Source organism: Paenibacillus sp. oral taxon 786 str. D14 (genome assembly GCF_000159955.1).
GTDB classification, from domain to species: domain Bacteria; phylum Bacillota; class Bacilli; order Paenibacillales; family Paenibacillaceae; genus Fontibacillus; species Fontibacillus phoenicis.
The window spans coordinates 34,893-50,586 of the sequence record NZ_GG695997.1; the positions used below are offsets into that span (position 1 = coordinate 34,893).

The 15,694-nt window shown below is 55.9% G+C and carries 17 protein-coding genes; 5 read left to right on the plus strand and 12 right to left on the minus strand.

All coding sequences use genetic code 11. The features are described from left to right. From POTG_RS21055 to POTG_RS21100, 10 genes are all read right to left on the minus strand, one after another. On the minus strand, positions 1-1,646 hold a 1,646-nt coding region (locus POTG_RS21055; protein ID WP_009226867.1), incomplete at its 3' end, for a heavy metal translocating P-type ATPase. Positions 1,647-1,974: 328 nt separating this feature from the next. Further along, positions 1,975-3,267: a homocysteine synthase gene (locus POTG_RS21060; protein WP_009226868.1), complete on the minus strand. Its 1,293-nt coding sequence runs from the start codon at positions 3,265-3,267 to the stop codon at positions 1,975-1,977. Between the two features lie 461 nt (positions 3,268-3,728). Further along, positions 3,729-3,944 carry an ATP-binding cassette domain-containing protein gene (locus POTG_RS21065; protein WP_009226869.1) on the minus strand — a complete coding sequence of 72 codons (216 nt, stop codon included), beginning with the start codon at positions 3,942-3,944 and terminating at the stop codon, positions 3,729-3,731. A gap of 166 nt (positions 3,945-4,110) precedes the next feature. Next, positions 4,111-4,761, minus strand: coding sequence for a deoxyribose-phosphate aldolase (deoC, locus tag POTG_RS21070; protein WP_036646551.1), 651 nt, complete (start codon positions 4,759-4,761; stop codon positions 4,111-4,113). A gap of 283 nt (positions 4,762-5,044) precedes the next feature. Next, positions 5,045-5,626 (minus strand): peptide deformylase, encoded by a 582-nt coding sequence (gene def, locus POTG_RS21075; protein WP_009226871.1) that lies wholly within the window; start codon positions 5,624-5,626, stop codon positions 5,045-5,047. Continuing rightward, positions 5,619-5,810: a helix-turn-helix transcriptional regulator gene (locus POTG_RS21080; RefSeq protein ID WP_036646556.1), complete on the minus strand. Its 192-nt coding sequence runs from the start codon at positions 5,808-5,810 to the stop codon at positions 5,619-5,621. Before POTG_RS21080 ends, def begins: the two co-directional genes overlap by 8 nt. 68 nt (positions 5,811-5,878) lie before the next feature. Next, entirely contained in the window at positions 5,879-6,241 is a 363-nt protein-coding gene (locus tag POTG_RS21085; RefSeq protein WP_009226873.1) for a hypothetical protein, read from the minus strand. A 176-nt stretch (positions 6,242-6,417) separates the two neighbouring features. Continuing rightward, positions 6,418-6,684 carry a YqkE family protein gene (locus tag POTG_RS21090; protein ID WP_009226874.1) on the minus strand — a complete coding sequence of 89 codons (267 nt, stop codon included), beginning with the start codon at positions 6,682-6,684 and terminating at the stop codon, positions 6,418-6,420. 143 nt (positions 6,685-6,827) lie between these two features. Then, positions 6,828-7,394 carry a TetR/AcrR family transcriptional regulator gene (locus POTG_RS21095; RefSeq protein WP_009226875.1) on the minus strand — a complete coding sequence of 189 codons (567 nt, stop codon included), beginning with the start codon at positions 7,392-7,394 and terminating at the stop codon, positions 6,828-6,830. Beyond that, positions 7,372-8,151, minus strand: coding sequence for an MBL fold metallo-hydrolase (locus POTG_RS21100; protein WP_009226876.1), 780 nt, complete (start codon positions 8,149-8,151; stop codon positions 7,372-7,374). The genes POTG_RS21095 and POTG_RS21100 overlap by 23 nt, the downstream gene beginning before the upstream one ends. A gap of 171 nt (positions 8,152-8,322) precedes the next feature. Here POTG_RS21100 and POTG_RS21105 point away from each other — a divergent pair, with 171 nt between their 5' ends. Continuing rightward, entirely contained in the window at positions 8,323-8,955 is a 633-nt protein-coding gene (locus POTG_RS21105) for a LysE family transporter (protein WP_009226877.1), read from the plus strand. Between the two features lie 16 nt (positions 8,956-8,971). Here the strand turns inward: POTG_RS21105 and POTG_RS21110 are convergent, their stop codons facing one another. Then, positions 8,972-10,366: an amino acid permease gene (locus tag POTG_RS21110; protein WP_009226878.1), complete on the minus strand. Its 1,395-nt coding sequence runs from the start codon at positions 10,364-10,366 to the stop codon at positions 8,972-8,974. Positions 10,367-10,756: 390 nt separating this feature from the next. On the opposite strand from POTG_RS21110, the gene POTG_RS21115 reads away from it, so the two are divergent. Both POTG_RS21115 and POTG_RS21120 read left to right on the plus strand, forming a co-directional pair. Then, positions 10,757-11,374, plus strand: a complete 618-nt coding sequence (locus POTG_RS21115) for a TetR/AcrR family transcriptional regulator (protein ID WP_009226879.1) — start codon at positions 10,757-10,759, stop codon at positions 11,372-11,374. A gap of 21 nt (positions 11,375-11,395) precedes the next feature. Then, the gene (locus POTG_RS21120) at positions 11,396-11,698 is read left to right on the plus strand and encodes a hypothetical protein (RefSeq protein WP_009226880.1); all 303 of its coding nucleotides are present in this window, start codon (positions 11,396-11,398) and stop codon (positions 11,696-11,698) included. 115 nt (positions 11,699-11,813) lie between these two features. Here the strand turns inward: POTG_RS21120 and POTG_RS21125 are convergent, their stop codons facing one another. Beyond that, the gene (locus POTG_RS21125) at positions 11,814-12,746 is read right to left on the minus strand and encodes a manganese-dependent inorganic pyrophosphatase (protein WP_009226881.1); all 933 of its coding nucleotides are present in this window, start codon (positions 12,744-12,746) and stop codon (positions 11,814-11,816) included. 296 nt (positions 12,747-13,042) lie between these two features. Here POTG_RS21125 and POTG_RS21130 point away from each other — a divergent pair, with 296 nt between their 5' ends. Then, positions 13,043-13,729 carry a response regulator transcription factor gene (locus POTG_RS21130; RefSeq protein ID WP_009226882.1) on the plus strand — a complete coding sequence of 229 codons (687 nt, stop codon included), beginning with the start codon at positions 13,043-13,045 and terminating at the stop codon, positions 13,727-13,729. Beyond that, positions 13,726-15,342, plus strand: a complete 1,617-nt coding sequence (locus POTG_RS21135) for a sensor histidine kinase (protein WP_009226883.1) — start codon at positions 13,726-13,728, stop codon at positions 15,340-15,342. The genes POTG_RS21130 and POTG_RS21135 overlap by 4 nt, the downstream gene beginning before the upstream one ends. Positions 15,343-15,694: the final 352 nt, after the last annotated feature.

Below are 15,694 nucleotides of genomic sequence, written 5' to 3' on the forward strand. Positions count from 1 at the left end.
TCGTTGACGCCGTCGCCGACCATCGCGACGCTGCCATAGCGCTCCCGCAGCGCCTTGACATGCGCGACCTTCTCTTGCGGGAGCAGATCGGCGTACACGAGGTCGACGCCGATCTCCTTGGCCAGCGCGTGTGCGGTCACGCTGCGGTCGCCGGTCAACATCGCGACGGCGACACCCAGCTCGTGCAGCCGGGCGATGGCTGCCTTGGCCTGCGGGCGAACCTCGTCGCGGAGCGCGATGAGGCCGACGTAGGCATCGTCCCGCTGAACGACGGAGACGGTGTGCCCCTCGGCGATCCATCGGCGAAGCTGCTCAGCCAGCGGCCCCGGTAGCATCGAGTCGCCATCGTCCGCCTTGCCGATGCGCCACGCCGCGCCGCTGACCTTCGCTTCGATGCCCCAGCCCGGAAGCGCCCGCAGCTCCTCGGCCCCGTCGATCGGCAGCCCTGCGGCTTGCGCCTTGCGTACGATCGCTTGAGCCAGCGGATGCTCCGACAGGCTCTCCGCCGCAGCGCAGGCAGCCAGCACCTCCCGCGGGTCAACGCCTTCGATGGTGTACAGCCCGGTCACCACCGGCGAGCCTTCCGTCAGCGTCCCGGTTTTATCAAACGCGACGACCCGAATGCTGCCCAGATGGTCCATATGGGCTCCGCCCTTGAACAGCACGCCTTTGCGGGCGCTCTTCGACATCGCCGAGAGCATGGCCGGCATCACCGACGATACAATCGCGCACGGTGAAGCTACTACAAGAAACACCATCGCCTTGTAAAAGGCGAACGACCAGCTCCAGCCAAGCAGCCACGGCGTGAGCAGGATGAGGGCCAGCGTTGCGGCCACAATTGTCTTGGCGTAAATGCCTTCAAGCCGCTTAATAAACCGCTGCGTCCCCGGCACCTCCTGCTGAGCCTGCTCCACAAGGGTGATGATCTTGGCGAACAAGGTGCCTTCCGCCGGGCTGGACACCTCCACATAAATCGCCCCTTCTCCATTGATCGTTCCGGCATACACCCCATCCCCCGGCTGTTTATCCACCGGGATCGATTCTCCGGTGATTGCCGATTGATTTACCGCAGAGCTTCCGGTGCGGATGATCCCGTCGGCCGGGATCACCTCCCCTGGCTTCACCAGCAGCAGGTCGCCCACGGCCAGCGCCTCCACCGGCACCAGCTCCATCCCATCTTCGCCAACGCGAAGCGCGGTTTCCGGCTTCATCGCGATCAGCGCCGAGATGTCCTTCCGGCTCCGTTCGCTGGCGAACGATTCCAAGGCGCCACTTAATGCAAAGATAAAGATCAGCATCGCCCCTTCGTTCCAATAGCCGATGGAGGCTGCCCCAAGCGCCGCCGCGATCATCAGCAAATTAACATCCAAATCCCGCTCTTTGATTAAAGTGATCAAGCCTTCCCGGGCTTTCACATATCCCCCGACCGTATAGGCCGCAATATACAGCGCCATTGAGATCCAAGGCATCGTCCCTTGCATCCCCCAGGCCCATGCGGTAAGCATTAACCCGCCGCTGACCAAGGCGAGCAGCAACTCCCGGTGGCTGAAGAGCCGCTTCCAATCCAACCGCCGCTTCCCGCCCGGGTTGGGTTGATGGGCTGCTTGATTCACTTCTGGCAATGTTCTTCTATGGACGACTTCCATAATAAGCTCCTCCTTGTAAGTGGGGGTAAGCTGAGAATGAATATTATTGTTAACCCCCTAAAAATGGCGCAAGCTGCCCCGGGATCTTCCCGGAGCAGCTCACAAATGAGAACGATAATCATTGTTGAATTAGGACAATAATTTTGGTTTAGTGAAACTTTTGGCTTTATTGTATGCTTATTTTTCCATTTTGTAAATACCTGCTGACCGCAACTTCAGACCCACATCGGCATCAGCCCCTGTCCGCACACGAAAAAAACCGCTGACCGGACGGACAAACATGGTCCTCCGATTCAGCGGCTTCAGTATAAATTCGGTATAAATGCTATTAGGCCTGGCTGGCAGCGATCGCCTGCTCCAAATCATACAGGATGTCGTCGATCGACTCCGTCCCTACGGACAAGCGGATTAACCCCGGCGTGACGCCGGCGGCCAATTGTTCCGCTTCCGTTAACTGTTGGTGCGTGGTGCTGGCCGGATGAATGATTAACGACTTGGAATCGCCGACATTGGCCAAATGCGAGAACAGCTTCACGCTATTGATTAGCTTGCGACCGGCTTCCACGCCGCCGCGAATTTCAAACGTGAGGATGGCGCCTTGGCCTTTTGGCAAGTATTTTTGCGCCAGTTCATAGGATGGGTGGCTTGGCAATCCCGCGTAGCTGACCCATTCTACCAGCTCATGCGCTTCCAGATATTGCGCCACTTTCAGGGCGTTCTGGCTGTGGCGTTCCACGCGCAGATGCAACGTCTCCAGCCCTTGCAGCAGCAGCCACGCGTTAAACGGCGACAACGAAGCGCCAAGATCGCGCTGCAGCTGAACGCGGGCCTTGATGATGTAAGCGAGCGGACCGACTGCTTGCGTATATACAACGCCGTGGTAGCTTGGATCCGGCTCGGTCAGGCCCGGGAATTTCCCGCTGGCAGCCCAGTCGAATTTACCGCTGTCAACGATGATACCGCCGATCGAAGTACCGTGCCCGCCGATAAACTTCGTTGCCGAATGCACGACGATGTCCGCGCCAAAATCGATCGGACGCAGCAAATACGGGCTTGGGAACGTATTGTCGACGATCAACGGAATCCCATGCTCATGTGCAATCGCCGCGACCGCTTCGATGTCCAGCACGTCACCCTTCGGGTTGCCGATCGTCTCAGCGTAAAGCGCCTTCGTCTTGTCCGTGATCGCTGCGCGAAAGTTTTCCGGATTCGAGGAATCCACGAACTTCACGTGCACACCAAGCTTAGGCAACGTTGTGGAAAACAGATTATAGGTACCGCCGTACAACGAGGTGGAGGAGACGATTTCGTCACCCGCCCCGGCAATATTTAAGATGGAGAAAGTGACCGCCGCCTGACCCGATGCCGTCGCCAATGCCCCGACGCCGCCTTCCAACGCAGCTACACGCTTCTCGAACACGTCATTGGTTGGGTTCATGATCCGGGAATAAATATTGCCGAATTCCTTCAAGCCAAACAGATTCGCCGCATGCTCGGTGTCGCGAAAACCATACGACGTCGTTTGGTACAGCGGGACCGCCCGGGAGTATGTAGTGGGATCGATCTCCTGGCCGGCGTGAATCGCCAGCGTTTCTGGGGCATATTGACGCTCTTCAGACATGGATAATTCCTCCTTCAAATCATCGAAATAATGATAAACCAAGAATGTTTTTTCATATTCTCTCACATCTCGTGTGATTTGAAAATAGGAAATCCAATAATTTTTATATGAATTATTTAGATTGAGATAAACCCGTTGATATTTCCGGATAAAATAAGCATCCTCGAACGTTGGCTCACCTTCGCGGAGCCCCGGAAAGAGGGGGGCTTCGCCAACCAGCTTGGCATAGATTCCTTCCGGCGTTTCCCGAAACTCGATCAACCCGGCCTCCGGACACTGATCAAATTGCTCGCGCGTCAGCGTCCCCTGCCACACCCGGTAGGGGTCTGCCATCCAGGATGTTTTCCCTCCGTAAAAGCGCACCTTCCCCCGATCCAGCCACAGCACATGATCGGCCGCTTCCTCCCATTCGCTCAGCTCATGGACCGCCGTGATGACCGTTCGCCCTTCGGCATACCGGTTCAAATAAGCGCAAAGTGATCCCCGGCTTCAACCGCAATTGGTCGATCGCCCGAAGTGGGCGGCATCAGCGTGGCCAAATTGCGCATCAGCGAAGATTTCCCTGCGCCGTTGGGACCCAGGAGGCCCACCATCCCTTCGTTTAGCGTTAAGGTGACATCGTGCAGCGCGAAGCCGCCGCGCGTGTATTTTGGGGATAAATGATCAATTGGTATCATACGGTTCCTCTTTTCCGAACATTTTATCAAGTTATGCCTTCCGCGGGAGACATCTGTAGCTGTAACGGAAAGGGGACATAAAAAGTCTGGATGAAATGAAAAAAAGGGTACTATTTCCACAACCGCTCTGGAATAGCACCCTGTTTCTCCCTCATGTCACTTGATTTTAGTAGTCGTTTTGGCCGCTTTGACCTTGGGCGATGGCCACGCCGGCACTGGTGCCAAGGCGCGTTGCCCCCGCCTTGATCATCGCTTCGGCATCAGCCAGCGTGCGCACGCCGCCGGACGCCTTCACGCCAACGTTTGGACCTACCGTTTTGCGCATCAGCTCCACCGCTTCGACGGTAGCCCCGCCGGTGGAGAACCCGGTCGACGTTTTGACGAAATCCGCTCCGGCTTCCACGGACAGCTTGCAGGCCCGCACGATTTCCTCGTCGGTGAGCAGGCAGGTCTCGATAATGACCTTCACCAGCGCTTTGCCTGCCGCGGCCTGAACAACCCCGGCGATATCGCGGAGAACCAGCCCGTCGTCGCCGTCCTTGAGCGCGCCGATGTTGATGACCATATCGACTTCGCCCGCGCCTTCGGCAATCGCATGAGACGCTTCAAACGCCTTCACTTCCGGCGCCGAGGCGCCCAGCGGGAAGCCGATGACGGTGCACACCTTTACCGGGGAGTCTTTCAGAACCTCCGCTGCGGTCTTGACCCAGGTCGGGTTAACGCATACGGAAGCGAAGCCGTATTGCTTGGCTTCCTCCGCTAATTTAATAATGGCGGCGCGTCCGGCGTCCGCCTTGAGCAGCGTATGATCGATCATAGCAGTAATGGATTGGGATTGAGTTGACAAAGGAATTCCTCCGTTCGTGATTTTAAGATAATGAACTGCATGCGTGAATGCCTGCAAAAGTGCAGGTATTTTTTCTAAAAACTTGGCTTAATCAGGGAAAGCCTGCAAAAATACAGGTTTAATTTGAGAAACTGCTCGATTTCCAGATATCGCAGAAAAATACCTGTATTTTTGCATCTTTTTCCGGCGAAATGCGGGAATCCGGTGATAATTCCTGCACTTTTGCAGGCTTTCTTCAAGCTGGGATGAGGCATTAATATAAACTGGAAATCGGCACACCGCTCGGCAGCTTAAACGGATGCTCCGGATTGATATGATCATAAAACATGATACCGTTTAGATGATCGATCTCATGTTGCATCACGATTGCGTCAAAGCCTTTGAACCGAAGCTTGATCTCGTTGCCCTCATCATCGTATGCCTTCACTTGGACCTTCTCGTAGCGTGGAACGAAGCCCTGCACCGTCCGGTCGACCGACAGGCAGCCCTCGCTCTCCGGCAAATACGTCATCGCCTGAGAATGGCTGATGATCTTCGGATTGTACAAAGCGAGCGGCCGATCCTTGCCGTTCTCGTCCATCAGCAGAGCTGCGAACATCCGCTTGTTCAGTCCGATCTGATTCGCCGACAACCCCACGCCCGCCCGCAGCTTGTATTTCTTCGACATCTCGGGATCCTGGCTGTTCTTCAGAAATTGCAGCATCGCCGCCATTTCCTCGCGGTCTTCCTCGGTTGGGGGGATGCTGACCGGCTCCGTCACCACTCTGAGAATAGGATCCCCTTCTCTTACAATATCATCCATCGTAATGATGTAATTGCGGTTGAATTTACTCATAAATAAACAGTTCATCCACCTTCGTCTGCAAAATTTTCGCAAGCTTGAAAGCCAGCTCCAGCGTCGGGTCGTACCGGTTGTTCTCCACGCAATTGATCGTTTGGCGCGTGACGCCGCATTCCGCGGCCAGCTCATTCTGGGTTAAGCCCAGCCGCTTCCGGAATTGCTTGATCTTATTGTTCATCGGCACCACCAAAATGTCAAAAGTTTTGGACTCCCCCATGGTATCACGCCCCGATGGACCTGTCAAAATCAAGATTTGATTTTAATCCCCCAGACGGAATTCTTCTGGAACCCGGCCGCTTCACGCAGTTCCGGAAGCCGCTCGTCTTCCGGATAATGCTGCTCCAAATAGTGGACATACGCCTTGCGCAAGCCAATCTCCTGATCGAGCTTATTGTATTCGCTTGGGTACTTCTCCAGCCGCGCCAAAGCGGCATCCCACCGCGCCAGATCCGCCTTGGTCGTCCGTCCTTTGCGGGTCCGCTCCGCCAGCGAGGTCAGCTCTTCATAGGATTCCCGAACCTTGGCCGAATATTTGAACCTCCGGTTAAACAACCCCAGCGCCACGATCACCAAGAAAAAGACGACCCACGCCCCGATACTCTCCATCATCCGTCACCTCCTTAACTCTATGCACAAAAATAAAAGCTCCCGCTTTCAGGAGCCGCATTGCCGTTGCTGTCTTATGGCCAATCTTATGCCGAACTTATGGCTATCTCTTTGCTGGCATATGGCTGTCATCTGGCCGTTCATTATCGTCTATCCATCGCCACTTCATCCGTGACGCATTATTTAAACTTGTGCCAATCCAGATTACTTGTATTCAGCAGATGCTCGAAATCGTTGTCGAGCCGTTTCTGCTCCGCCCGGCGCGCTTCCTCCTTGCGGATGCGGGCCTCCTCCTGGCGGCGTTCCTCTTCCTTCTTCAGTTCTTCAGCTTGCGCCTTCAGCTTCGCCAGCGTATCCTGGCCAAGAAGATCCTTCAGCGTGGCCGGTTTGTCTGCCGCCGCATTAGCTGGCGCGCTTGGTACGGAACGTCCTTTCTTCTTCCCCACGGATGCTTCACCTCGGTTTCCTGCGTTCCTCTTCGTTCAAGCCTAAAGTATCATAGTCGAAAAATCATTGTCAATCGGAATCGCCGGCCCCGCTTCACAGCGCCTCTTACGCTGGGCAGAAGAACCATCTCACCGCCAGGTGACTACGTAACCTGCTCCAATCCGCGAAGGAACAAGCCGAGATTAAACGCCAGGCTGTCCTTTAGCTCCAGCGGAAGACCAAATGCTCCACGCAATTCCAGCGAGGCAAAGCCGTGAATCAAACTCCGCAACCCGCGAACCGCATGCAAAGCTTGCTCCTCCGTGAGCGGGTAACTGCCGAGGTATCGCAGGATCAAATCCACCAAGCGCCCGCCGGCTTCCTGCAGCGCAGGATGTTCAGGCCCCGGCGCCGCTTGCGCCGCATCGTACAATCCGGGATAGGCATGAGCAAATTCGAGATAAGCGTTAGCGAACTCGCGGATCGCAGCCTCTCCTGCCCGATCACCGACAGCGGCGGAAATATGCTCATATAACTGGTCCAGCGCGTATTTGGCCAATTCCACCCGAATTTGCTCCAGACCGCTGACATGGTTATAGAGGGAAGGCGGCCGGATGCCCAGCTTCTTGGCAATGGAAGTAATCGTCACCGCCTCCAGCCCCTCCGCATTAGCAACGTCCACAGCGGCCATCAGCACCGCTGTGCTGTCAATTCCCATTCTCGGCGACATGGGAATCCTCCTTCCGGTGAGTCACGGCCGCCGCGTTTGCAGCCGGTGCCTTGCCTAATGCCCGCTCGGCCGCCGCAATCGCTTTGGCGATGGCTGCCGCCGGCTGCTTCAGCACCGGCCCGTGCCCTACCGCCAGCAGCGAAGGGTTCAGGCCGGCCAGCTTGCGTGCGCTGGCGAGCGCGGTTTCCTTATGCCAGGTGGCAAGGGCCGGGAACGGAAACAGCGGGCGCACGGTGCCGCTCACGGCAATGCCTGCACGGGTTTGGAAGGCATCGCCGGCGATCAGTGCGCCGCTGCGCGTATCAAGCAGCGCAAAGGAACCCGGCGTATGGCCCGGCGCCGCCACGGCCAGCAGCGAACCGATGCGCTCCCCATCGGTAAACGTAACGTCGGCGCGGGTCACCAGCTTCTTCGGCACCCCGCCGCGGATGGGCGAAGTCGGCTCCCCCGGGTCAAGCGACACGTCGCCCTCCATCAAGCGCGCATCGCGGGCGGATACGTAGACCGGAACTTCAGGAAGCTGCGCTTTTAAGGCATCCAGCGCGCCAACGTGGTCGTCATGGACATGAGTCAGCACGATCCGCGTCAGCGGCTTACCGATCTCTTCCACAGCTTTCAAGATTCCTTTGGCGCTATACGGCAAAGCTGCATCGATTAATGTGACGCCATCCTCTTCCTCGACCAGATAACAATTGACCGGAAAAAACCGGGGTAAAAAAGACAGTTGGATTAACTTCCCGTATTCCGTAATTCTCATCGCTAAATCGCCTCTCTCTCCCAAAAAAACTAAAACCTTTAGTTTTAATTTAAGCTAAACCCTTTAGTTTTGCAAGAGGTTTCTTCCTATTTTTTGAAGTCGTACAAGCGTGCCTCCCTGAATATGCTGTACAAGCAAAGTTATCATTTCTGACTTTTGGAGGTTTAAGCAATGAACAGCTTTTTTAGCTATGTGCTACTTGGCTTATCTTTATCCGCCCCCATCGGCCCGGTGAACGCCGCCCAATTGGATAAAGGCATCCGCGGCGGCTTCCTGCACGCCTGGTTTGTTGGCCTTGGCGCCCTATCCGCCGACCTGCTGTACATGCTGCTCGTTTATTTTGGGGTGGTGCACTTCTTGAACACTCCGTTTATGAAAAGCTTCCTCTGGTTATTTGGGTTCTTCGTACTCACCTATATCGGCATCGACAGTCTGAAGCAAGCCGGCAAAATCCCCGACGGGGGGATGAGAGGCAGCGAGCCGCTTCGGAAGTCGCTCCTGTCCGGATTTCTCATGTCCGTCAGCAACCCGCTGTCCATCTTATTCTGGCTGGGGATATACGGTTCGGTATTAGCTCAAGCCGCAGCTCATATGCGGACTCATGACTTGATCATCAACAGCAGCGCTATTATTGTCGGACTGTTGGTATGGGATTTCACGATGGCCGGATTTGCCAGCGTGTTCCGCAAGCTGCTAACGAACCGGGTCCTGATGCTGATATCGATATTGTCCGGCCTGTCCCTCATTGGGTTTGGGCTTTATTTTGGATATCAAGCCTTTTTACTGCTCGCGCAACGATGGTAAGTCAAGCTCCCTTCGATCACGTCGTCCGTTTTGGACGCAGTACCATCGATTTGGCTGGGCGGCCCCGCCGCTTGGCCTGTTTCTTCGGCTTCCAGACGACCAGCTGCATAATGAAGGTCACGATCCCGATGACGCCAACAAACGCCAGGCTTCCCCAGAATCCCGGCCGGCTCGTGTCATGGAACAAAGTCCCCGACACCGCGATCGCGATTAGCACCATGCCGCCCCACCGTTTGACTTGCCCAAACCCGCTAAGCTTGAGCAGCTTACCCGATGTCACCAGAATAAAAAACCAGTTATAAAGCAGCAGCAATCCGGCCGATGTCGTAATGTACTCGTATATGCGCCCCGGCATGACAAAGGACATCACCACGGAAGCTGCAAGTCCGGCGGCCGTGAGGCCAATGGCAAACAACGGCCGCTCCCGCCAGCCTTTCCGTGCGAATAACGGCGGCGCATCCTTGTCCTTCGCGAGCGTAACCAGCATCGTCGTCACCGCATACAAGGAAGCGACCATCGTAGAGAAGCCGGCTACGATCAGCACGCCGTTAAACACATGGGAGATAAACGGCAGCGGATATTGGGCGAGGGCCGTTACGAATGGACTGCGTTTCGGGTCGAAGGTGTTCCAGGCCACCAAAGTGACGGCAAGCCCAATCGACAGCAAGTACACCACCGAGAGCAACAGCAGCATGATCGTACCGGATTTCGGAGCTTCCTTCGGATCACGCAGCCGAATCGCCATTATGCCCATTACCTCGATCCCGCCAAAGGCGTAAAACGCAAAAATAAATCCCGACCACAAGCCCATCCCTCCCGTTGGAAAGAAGGACTTGACCGTTTGCGGAAATTCCGGCGCTCTCCCGCCGCCTCCCTGAATCCAGCCCATCAGCGCGGCAGCGGCCACCCCCAGGAACATAAGGATGGCAGCGATTTTGATCACCGACAGCACATTTTCCATCGAATCAAACACCTTATTGCCAAGCAAAATCACGCCCAGCCCTAATACGGCATATCCAATCGCAAACATCCACATCGGCACGCCGGGGAACCAAAAACGCGAGAATAGCGATAATGCCGTCAGTTGGCTGCCCATGATCAGCAGCTCCGAGCTCCAATACACCCAGCCGCTGCCGAAGCCCGCCCAGCGCCCAAAGGCCCGCTTCGCATAGGAACGGAAGGAGCCCTGCTCCGGCTGGTCCGCGGTCATGCGGGCTAAGACCTCAAATACCGTATAAGTCCCGGCCGCAGCCAGCAGGAACGCGATCAGAATGGATGGCCCCGCCATGCGGATCCCGATCCCCGATCCAAGGAAATACCCGGTGCCGATGGTTGATGCCACCCCCAGCAAGGAGAGCTGCCACCAGCGTAGATCGCCTTTTTTCCCCTCTCCGTTTTGCGCCTTGGCCATGTTCTTGTCTCCCTCGTTTTATTTCAACAGTTCTGCATCCACGTATTCTGCGGCCGGCAAGCGGGAAATATGTAATCTGTTTCTTGCAAAAAAATAGCACCCGAAGCCCCGCTTGCCCCGGCGGAACTCCAAGTGCTTTAATTAGAGATATTTCGATTATTGGCCTGCGCCTTTCACCGGCTCTGGTTCAAGCTGCCCCTTCTTGGACGGCCAGAAGGCCGCTTTGCCAAGCAGCATGTCCATTGAAGTCTCCATCTCCCTTTTCTTGTTTGCTAACATGAGGTGATAAACATCACTCTGATCATTAATTATATATACCGGAAGGTTAATTATCAAACGGAAAATATGATATAATATGGGCTCAGTACAAGTTGCTCGAGGTGATCACGGTTGACCCTGCCACATAAAAAAGCCTTGGGACGGCCCGTCCAGCAGCCCGACGCCCTGGCGACGTCCGAGCAGATCCTGCGTTCTGCGTCGCTTCTATTTATGGAAAAGGGCTATAAGTCCGTATCCATGAATCAGGTTGCCGAGCATTGCGGGATCACCAAAGCTACCGTTTATTACTATTATCCAACCAAACAGGATTTGTTCGTGGCCTCTGTCGCGACGACGCTCGCCCGGGTGAATGGACGCATCCGGCAGCTATTGGAGGAGCCCGGGACATTTCGGGAAAGATTGCTGAAAATTACCATTAACTATTTAAGGATTCCCCAGGTTCACATGGACGAAATGTTCCGCAGCATCCAGCATCATTTGTCCGGTGAGCAGCAGGAAACTTTGATCCGCCACGAAAACGATCTGTACGAAACGCTTCGCGAAGGGTTCGCCCAAGCTGCCAAGCAAGGAGAGATCGTCTGCAGCGACCCAAACCTGGCCGCCCATCTGTACGTTTCGATGCTGCGGGTAGGAGAACGTCAATACGCCGACAAAAATAAGCTGCTTCCGTCAGCGGAGCAGGCGGCCGAAGCGATCGTTAGCTTTTTGTGGAGAGGGATTCATAACTAAATTTGAAGGAGGTGGGAAGCTGTGGCTTTTGGCGTGTCGCGAGAGGAATTGGAGGCATGGAAGCGAAAGGTGGCTAGCGGAGAAATTGGTTTTCTGACCCACTATTGGCTGGACCCGCGGTTTCCGGATGCCAAGACCGTCACCAAAGTGGGTTGCTCCAACTTGGAGCGGCTCCGAGCTTGGTGCGAGGCCCATGGCCTTCCCGCCCGTTACATTCATCAACGCTCTCCGTTCCCTCATTTCGACCTAATCGGGCCGAAGCAGCGGGAAGTGTTGCAGGAAGAAGGGCTCTGGGATCAATTGGAGCGGTTTCACCTCCTCTAAACGATAGAAAGGCTGCTTGCCTGGATTTCTAGTCCGGCAAGCAGCCTTTTTGGCGTTCTATCTTAATGTCCTGACGGGGTGGACAAGCCCACACGTTCGATCAGGATCGTGCGAATTAACGTTTATTGAAGATATCCGTCAAGACTGGCACGATTTGCGATTTGCGGGATACAACGCCTTTCAGTACGGCTTTGTTGTCAACGAGCTTCACGTTGTAGGCTTGCTCGACGGCATCGGCTGCTTTACCCAGCGCCAAGCCCACGGAGTCGTTGTTCAGGATGTCGGTCACGACAAACAGGAACAGGTCCAGTCCTTTGTTGGCGATGATCCCGTTCAGGGCTGCCTCAATTTCACTTTGACGGGACAAGACGTCGTTGACGTCCACCGCGTTCACTTGGGCGATTTCAACTTTAGCTCCGCCCATGTCGAATTCTTTGGCGTCCAGGGAAATCAACTGCTCAATCGTCTTATCGCTGAGGTCGGCCCCTGCTTTCAGCATGTCCAATCCGTACTCTTCCGCGTTGACGCCGGCGATTTCAGCCAGCTCCCGTGCCGCAGCTACGTCTTGCTCAGTGCAGGTTGGCGATTTGAAGAGCAGCGAGTCGGAAATGATTGCGGACAGCATCAAGCCGGCGATGTTGGCTGGGACGGCGATGCCGTTTTCTTTATACATTTTATTCAGGATCGTTGCGGTGCAGCCAACCGGTTCAGCCCGGTAGTACAGCGGTCCGCTTGTCTCGAAGTTGGCGATCCGGTGATGGTCGATCACTTCCACAACACGCACTTGCTCAATATCGGAAGCGCTTTGTTGACGTTCGTTATGGTCGACCAGAATGACTTCTTTCGCTTCGTTCGCCACGGTCTCAACCAAACGCGGCGCTTCGAAGCCAAAGCGTTCCAATGCGAACGCCGTCTCCCCGTTTACATCGCCCAGGCGTACAGGCTCAACGTTCCAGCCCAGCTTGGACTTCAGGTCGGCGTAAGCGATTGCCGAACAAATCGTGTCCGTGTCGGGATTTTTATGACCGAAAATCAATACTTTTTCCATCTCATTACTCCCCTTTAGCATGACTTCATGTCAAAAGTATAGCTTATTAGCGGAGCGGCAAGCAAGACTCTCGTCCAAGCCTGGTCCGTTATCCGGACGTGATCCAGTGAGTTTACTTCTCCTATCAAACCGGGTACGATCAAGTTTAATGCTTCAGCTTATTCTTGCTTGGAATGGCGCTCAGTTGGGCCTTCAGTCCGCCTTCAGTCGGCATTCAGCAAATGTTCAGCATCATCGCGCATAATAGAATCATCAGAATGGACACGCATGGATAGGTGCAAGGGGGATATTTTTCAATGAAACAAGTTAAAGGGGCAAAAATCTTGCTGGTGGATGATGAACCGCATATCGTCCAGTTCCTTGAATTGGGGCTGCAAAATGAAGGATTTGAGGTCCGCACCGCCGGAGACGGGATGACCGCTGTCGCCATCGCCGCCGAATTTCAGCCGCATGTGATCGTACTGGATGTGATGATGCCGGGAATGGATGGCTTTGAAGTGTGCCGGTTGCTGCGAAAGAACGGGGAGAATGTATCCATCATTATGCTGACGGCCAAGGACGAAGTCGAAGATCGAGTGAAGGGGCTGACGATTGGCGCCGACGATTACGTCGTGAAGCCGTTCAGCTTCGAGGAGTTGCTCGCTCGGATCGGTGCGCGCCTGCGCAATCAGTTTCCGGCCCTGTTTGGTGAAGTGGTGATTGGCCCCTTCCGACTGGACGATCGCCGCAAGGAAATTGCCTATTTGGATCAGGTGTTGGAATTATCTCCCACCGAATATGAGCTGCTGAAATATTTGATCCTGAACCATGGCATCGTCTTAAGCAAAACGACGATTTTGGATAAAGTGTGGGGTTATGACTTTGGGGGCGAGGAAAATATCGTGGAGGTCTATATCCGGTCCCTGCGCGAAAAATTAAATGACCGGGAGCACCGGTTAATCCGAACGCTGCGCGGTGCGGGCTACCGCGTAGATCTGCCATGAAGCGCCTTGCCGGCAGAAGCCGGGCACGGACTGGCGGGATTACCGCCGCCGGGAAGCGATGGATCCGCGGACTTCGCAGCCTGATCTCCCCAAGCTCACTGCGCTTTCAGCTGCTCTCTAGATCCCTTTTTCTGTTAGCCGCTCTATTAATTCTGATTGGCGTATTTCAGTACGTCATCATGAAAGACTTCCTATACAAAAACCAAGCCGAAACCATGGTATCCCAAATGCGCGGCCCGCTTCGGGATGTCTTTATGAAGGCAGGCCAGCCGATCGAACACTGGGGACCCCCGAAGCCGGGGGGGGATGGCGCTGGAGTCGGGGCTGAGGCCGGGATGAACGGGAGCGCGCCTGGCGGCGGGGGCATCGGCGGAGAAGGAACTGATGGTCGTCCTCCGCAGTTGTTTATCCCCGGCGCCTCGCTCGCCATCATCAACAGCGATCATGATTTTATCGATCTGAACGCTGAATCCGGCGCCCCTGCCCCTCAGCTGTCCGATGCGGAATACGCCGCATTGTTCGAAGAGAGTCAGCCGGGATCGGAAGGCTACCGCGTCATCGAGGATCAGGACGGGAAGGAACAGCTGGTGGTCTTTCGTTTGGTTGGGTTGCCCGGAGAACAAGGCGAACGTGCCTGGCTCGTCCAAATGGGCACTTATACCGCACCGTTACGCGAAGTCGTGATGCGTCAGCTGCTGACGTTTGTCGGCCTCTCACTTCTGGCATTGGCCGGCGGACTGGCGCTGTATCTGCCGATTTTGCGCCAGGCGTTAACGCCGCTTAATCAAATGGTGCGCATCGTAGAGGATACCAATGCCGGGAATCTCAGCAACCGGTTCACGGCGGCATCCGGACAATCGGAAATTGATCGGCTGGGCGCTTCCTTTAATGGAATGCTGGAGCGGCTCGAGGAATCGTTTGAGGCCGAGCGTGAAGCGAAGGAGCAGATGCGCCGGTTCGTCGCGGACGCTTCCCACGAGCTGCGGACACCGCTGACCTCGATCCACGGCTTCCTGGAGGTGCTGCTGCGGGGAGCCGCCAACCGGCCGGAGCAGCTGCATACCGCGCTGAACAGCATGCTGGGCGAAGCGCAGCGGATGAAGAAGCTGGTCGAGGATTTGCTGACGCTCGCCAAGCTCGACCGCACGCCAGTCGTCCAGCGCACCCAGGTACGCTTGGATAAAGTGATCGCGGAGATGGAGCCGCATCTGCGGATGCTGGCCGGGGAGCGCGAGGTCCTGTTCGACCTGCAGCCAGGGCTGACCGCGATGTGCGACCGGGACAAAATCAAGCAAGTGGTGTTGAACCTGTTCCACAACGCCGTTCAGCATACCGACCCGCAGCAAGGGACCATCGCGGTGCGCTTGTCGGCTCACCCCCGTCAGGCTGAACTGGATGTGCGGGATAACGGGCCCGGCATTGCCCCCGAGCATTTGCCGCATGTGTTCGAGCGGTTTTACCGCATCGACGCCTCCCGCACGCGCAAACAGGGCGGAGCCGGGCTGGGCCTGTCCATCTCGCAAGCGATCGTTGAAGCGCATGGCGGCACGATCGAGGTTCACAGTGAGCCAGGCCAAGGCGCAACCTTCAGGGTGACGCTGCCGGCGATGTAAAGGGCCAGCGGTGCATATGCTGGCTGAGCATACGCTGGCTGAGCATACGTCGGCTGAGCATACGTCGGCTGAGCATACGCTGAGCCAAGTATAGACCGGCCAAGGCGTGCGCCAGCCAGGCATAGAGAGCAACCGGGCAACGCACGCTAAGCATGCACCGACGAAGCATATGCCCGGCTAAGCATACGATGGCACTCATATACCGGCCGCACATTCGCTAACCGGCCACCCAACGGTCGGCCAAGCATTCGCCCGCTAGCCATACATCAGTCGGCCACACATTCGCCCGCCAGCCTGCGGCTAACGGACCGTAATGACGTTATTTGCTTATTTCCCGGATATTTCCCTTTGT

What these genes read in the sequence shown, in the direction of transcription:
- POTG_RS21060 (WP_009226868.1), bottom strand. Translation starts at nt 3,267, where the DNA reads ATGTCTGAAGAGCGTCAATATGCCCCAGAAACGCTGGCGATTCACGCC.
- POTG_RS21065 (WP_009226869.1), bottom strand. Translation starts at nt 3,944, where the DNA reads ATGATACCAATTGATCATTTATCCCCAAAATACACGCGCGGCGGCTTC.
- deoC (WP_036646551.1), bottom strand. Translation starts at nt 4,761, where the DNA reads ATGATCGATCATACGCTGCTCAAGGCGGACGCCGGACGCGCCGCCATT.
- def (WP_009226871.1), bottom strand. Translation starts at nt 5,626, where the DNA reads ATGAGTAAATTCAACCGCAATTACATCATTACGATGGATGATATTGTA.
- POTG_RS21080 (WP_036646556.1), bottom strand. Translation starts at nt 5,810, where the DNA reads ATGAACAATAAGATCAAGCAATTCCGGAAGCGGCTGGGCTTAACCCAG.
- POTG_RS21085 (WP_009226873.1), bottom strand. Translation starts at nt 6,241, where the DNA reads ATGATGGAGAGTATCGGGGCGTGGGTCGTCTTTTTCTTGGTGATCGTG.
- POTG_RS21095 (WP_009226875.1), bottom strand. Translation starts at nt 7,394, where the DNA reads ATGTCGCCGAGAATGGGAATTGACAGCACAGCGGTGCTGATGGCCGCT.
- POTG_RS21100 (WP_009226876.1), bottom strand. Translation starts at nt 8,151, where the DNA reads ATGAGAATTACGGAATACGGGAAGTTAATCCAACTGTCTTTTTTACCC.
- POTG_RS21105 (WP_009226877.1), top strand. Translation starts at nt 8,323, where the DNA reads ATGAACAGCTTTTTTAGCTATGTGCTACTTGGCTTATCTTTATCCGCC.
- POTG_RS21110 (WP_009226878.1), bottom strand. Translation starts at nt 10,366, where the DNA reads ATGGCCAAGGCGCAAAACGGAGAGGGGAAAAAAGGCGATCTACGCTGG.
- POTG_RS21125 (WP_009226881.1), bottom strand. Translation starts at nt 12,746, where the DNA reads ATGGAAAAAGTATTGATTTTCGGTCATAAAAATCCCGACACGGACACG.
- POTG_RS21130 (WP_009226882.1), top strand. Translation starts at nt 13,043, where the DNA reads ATGAAACAAGTTAAAGGGGCAAAAATCTTGCTGGTGGATGATGAACCG.
- POTG_RS21135 (WP_009226883.1), top strand. Translation starts at nt 13,726, where the DNA reads ATGAAGCGCCTTGCCGGCAGAAGCCGGGCACGGACTGGCGGGATTACC.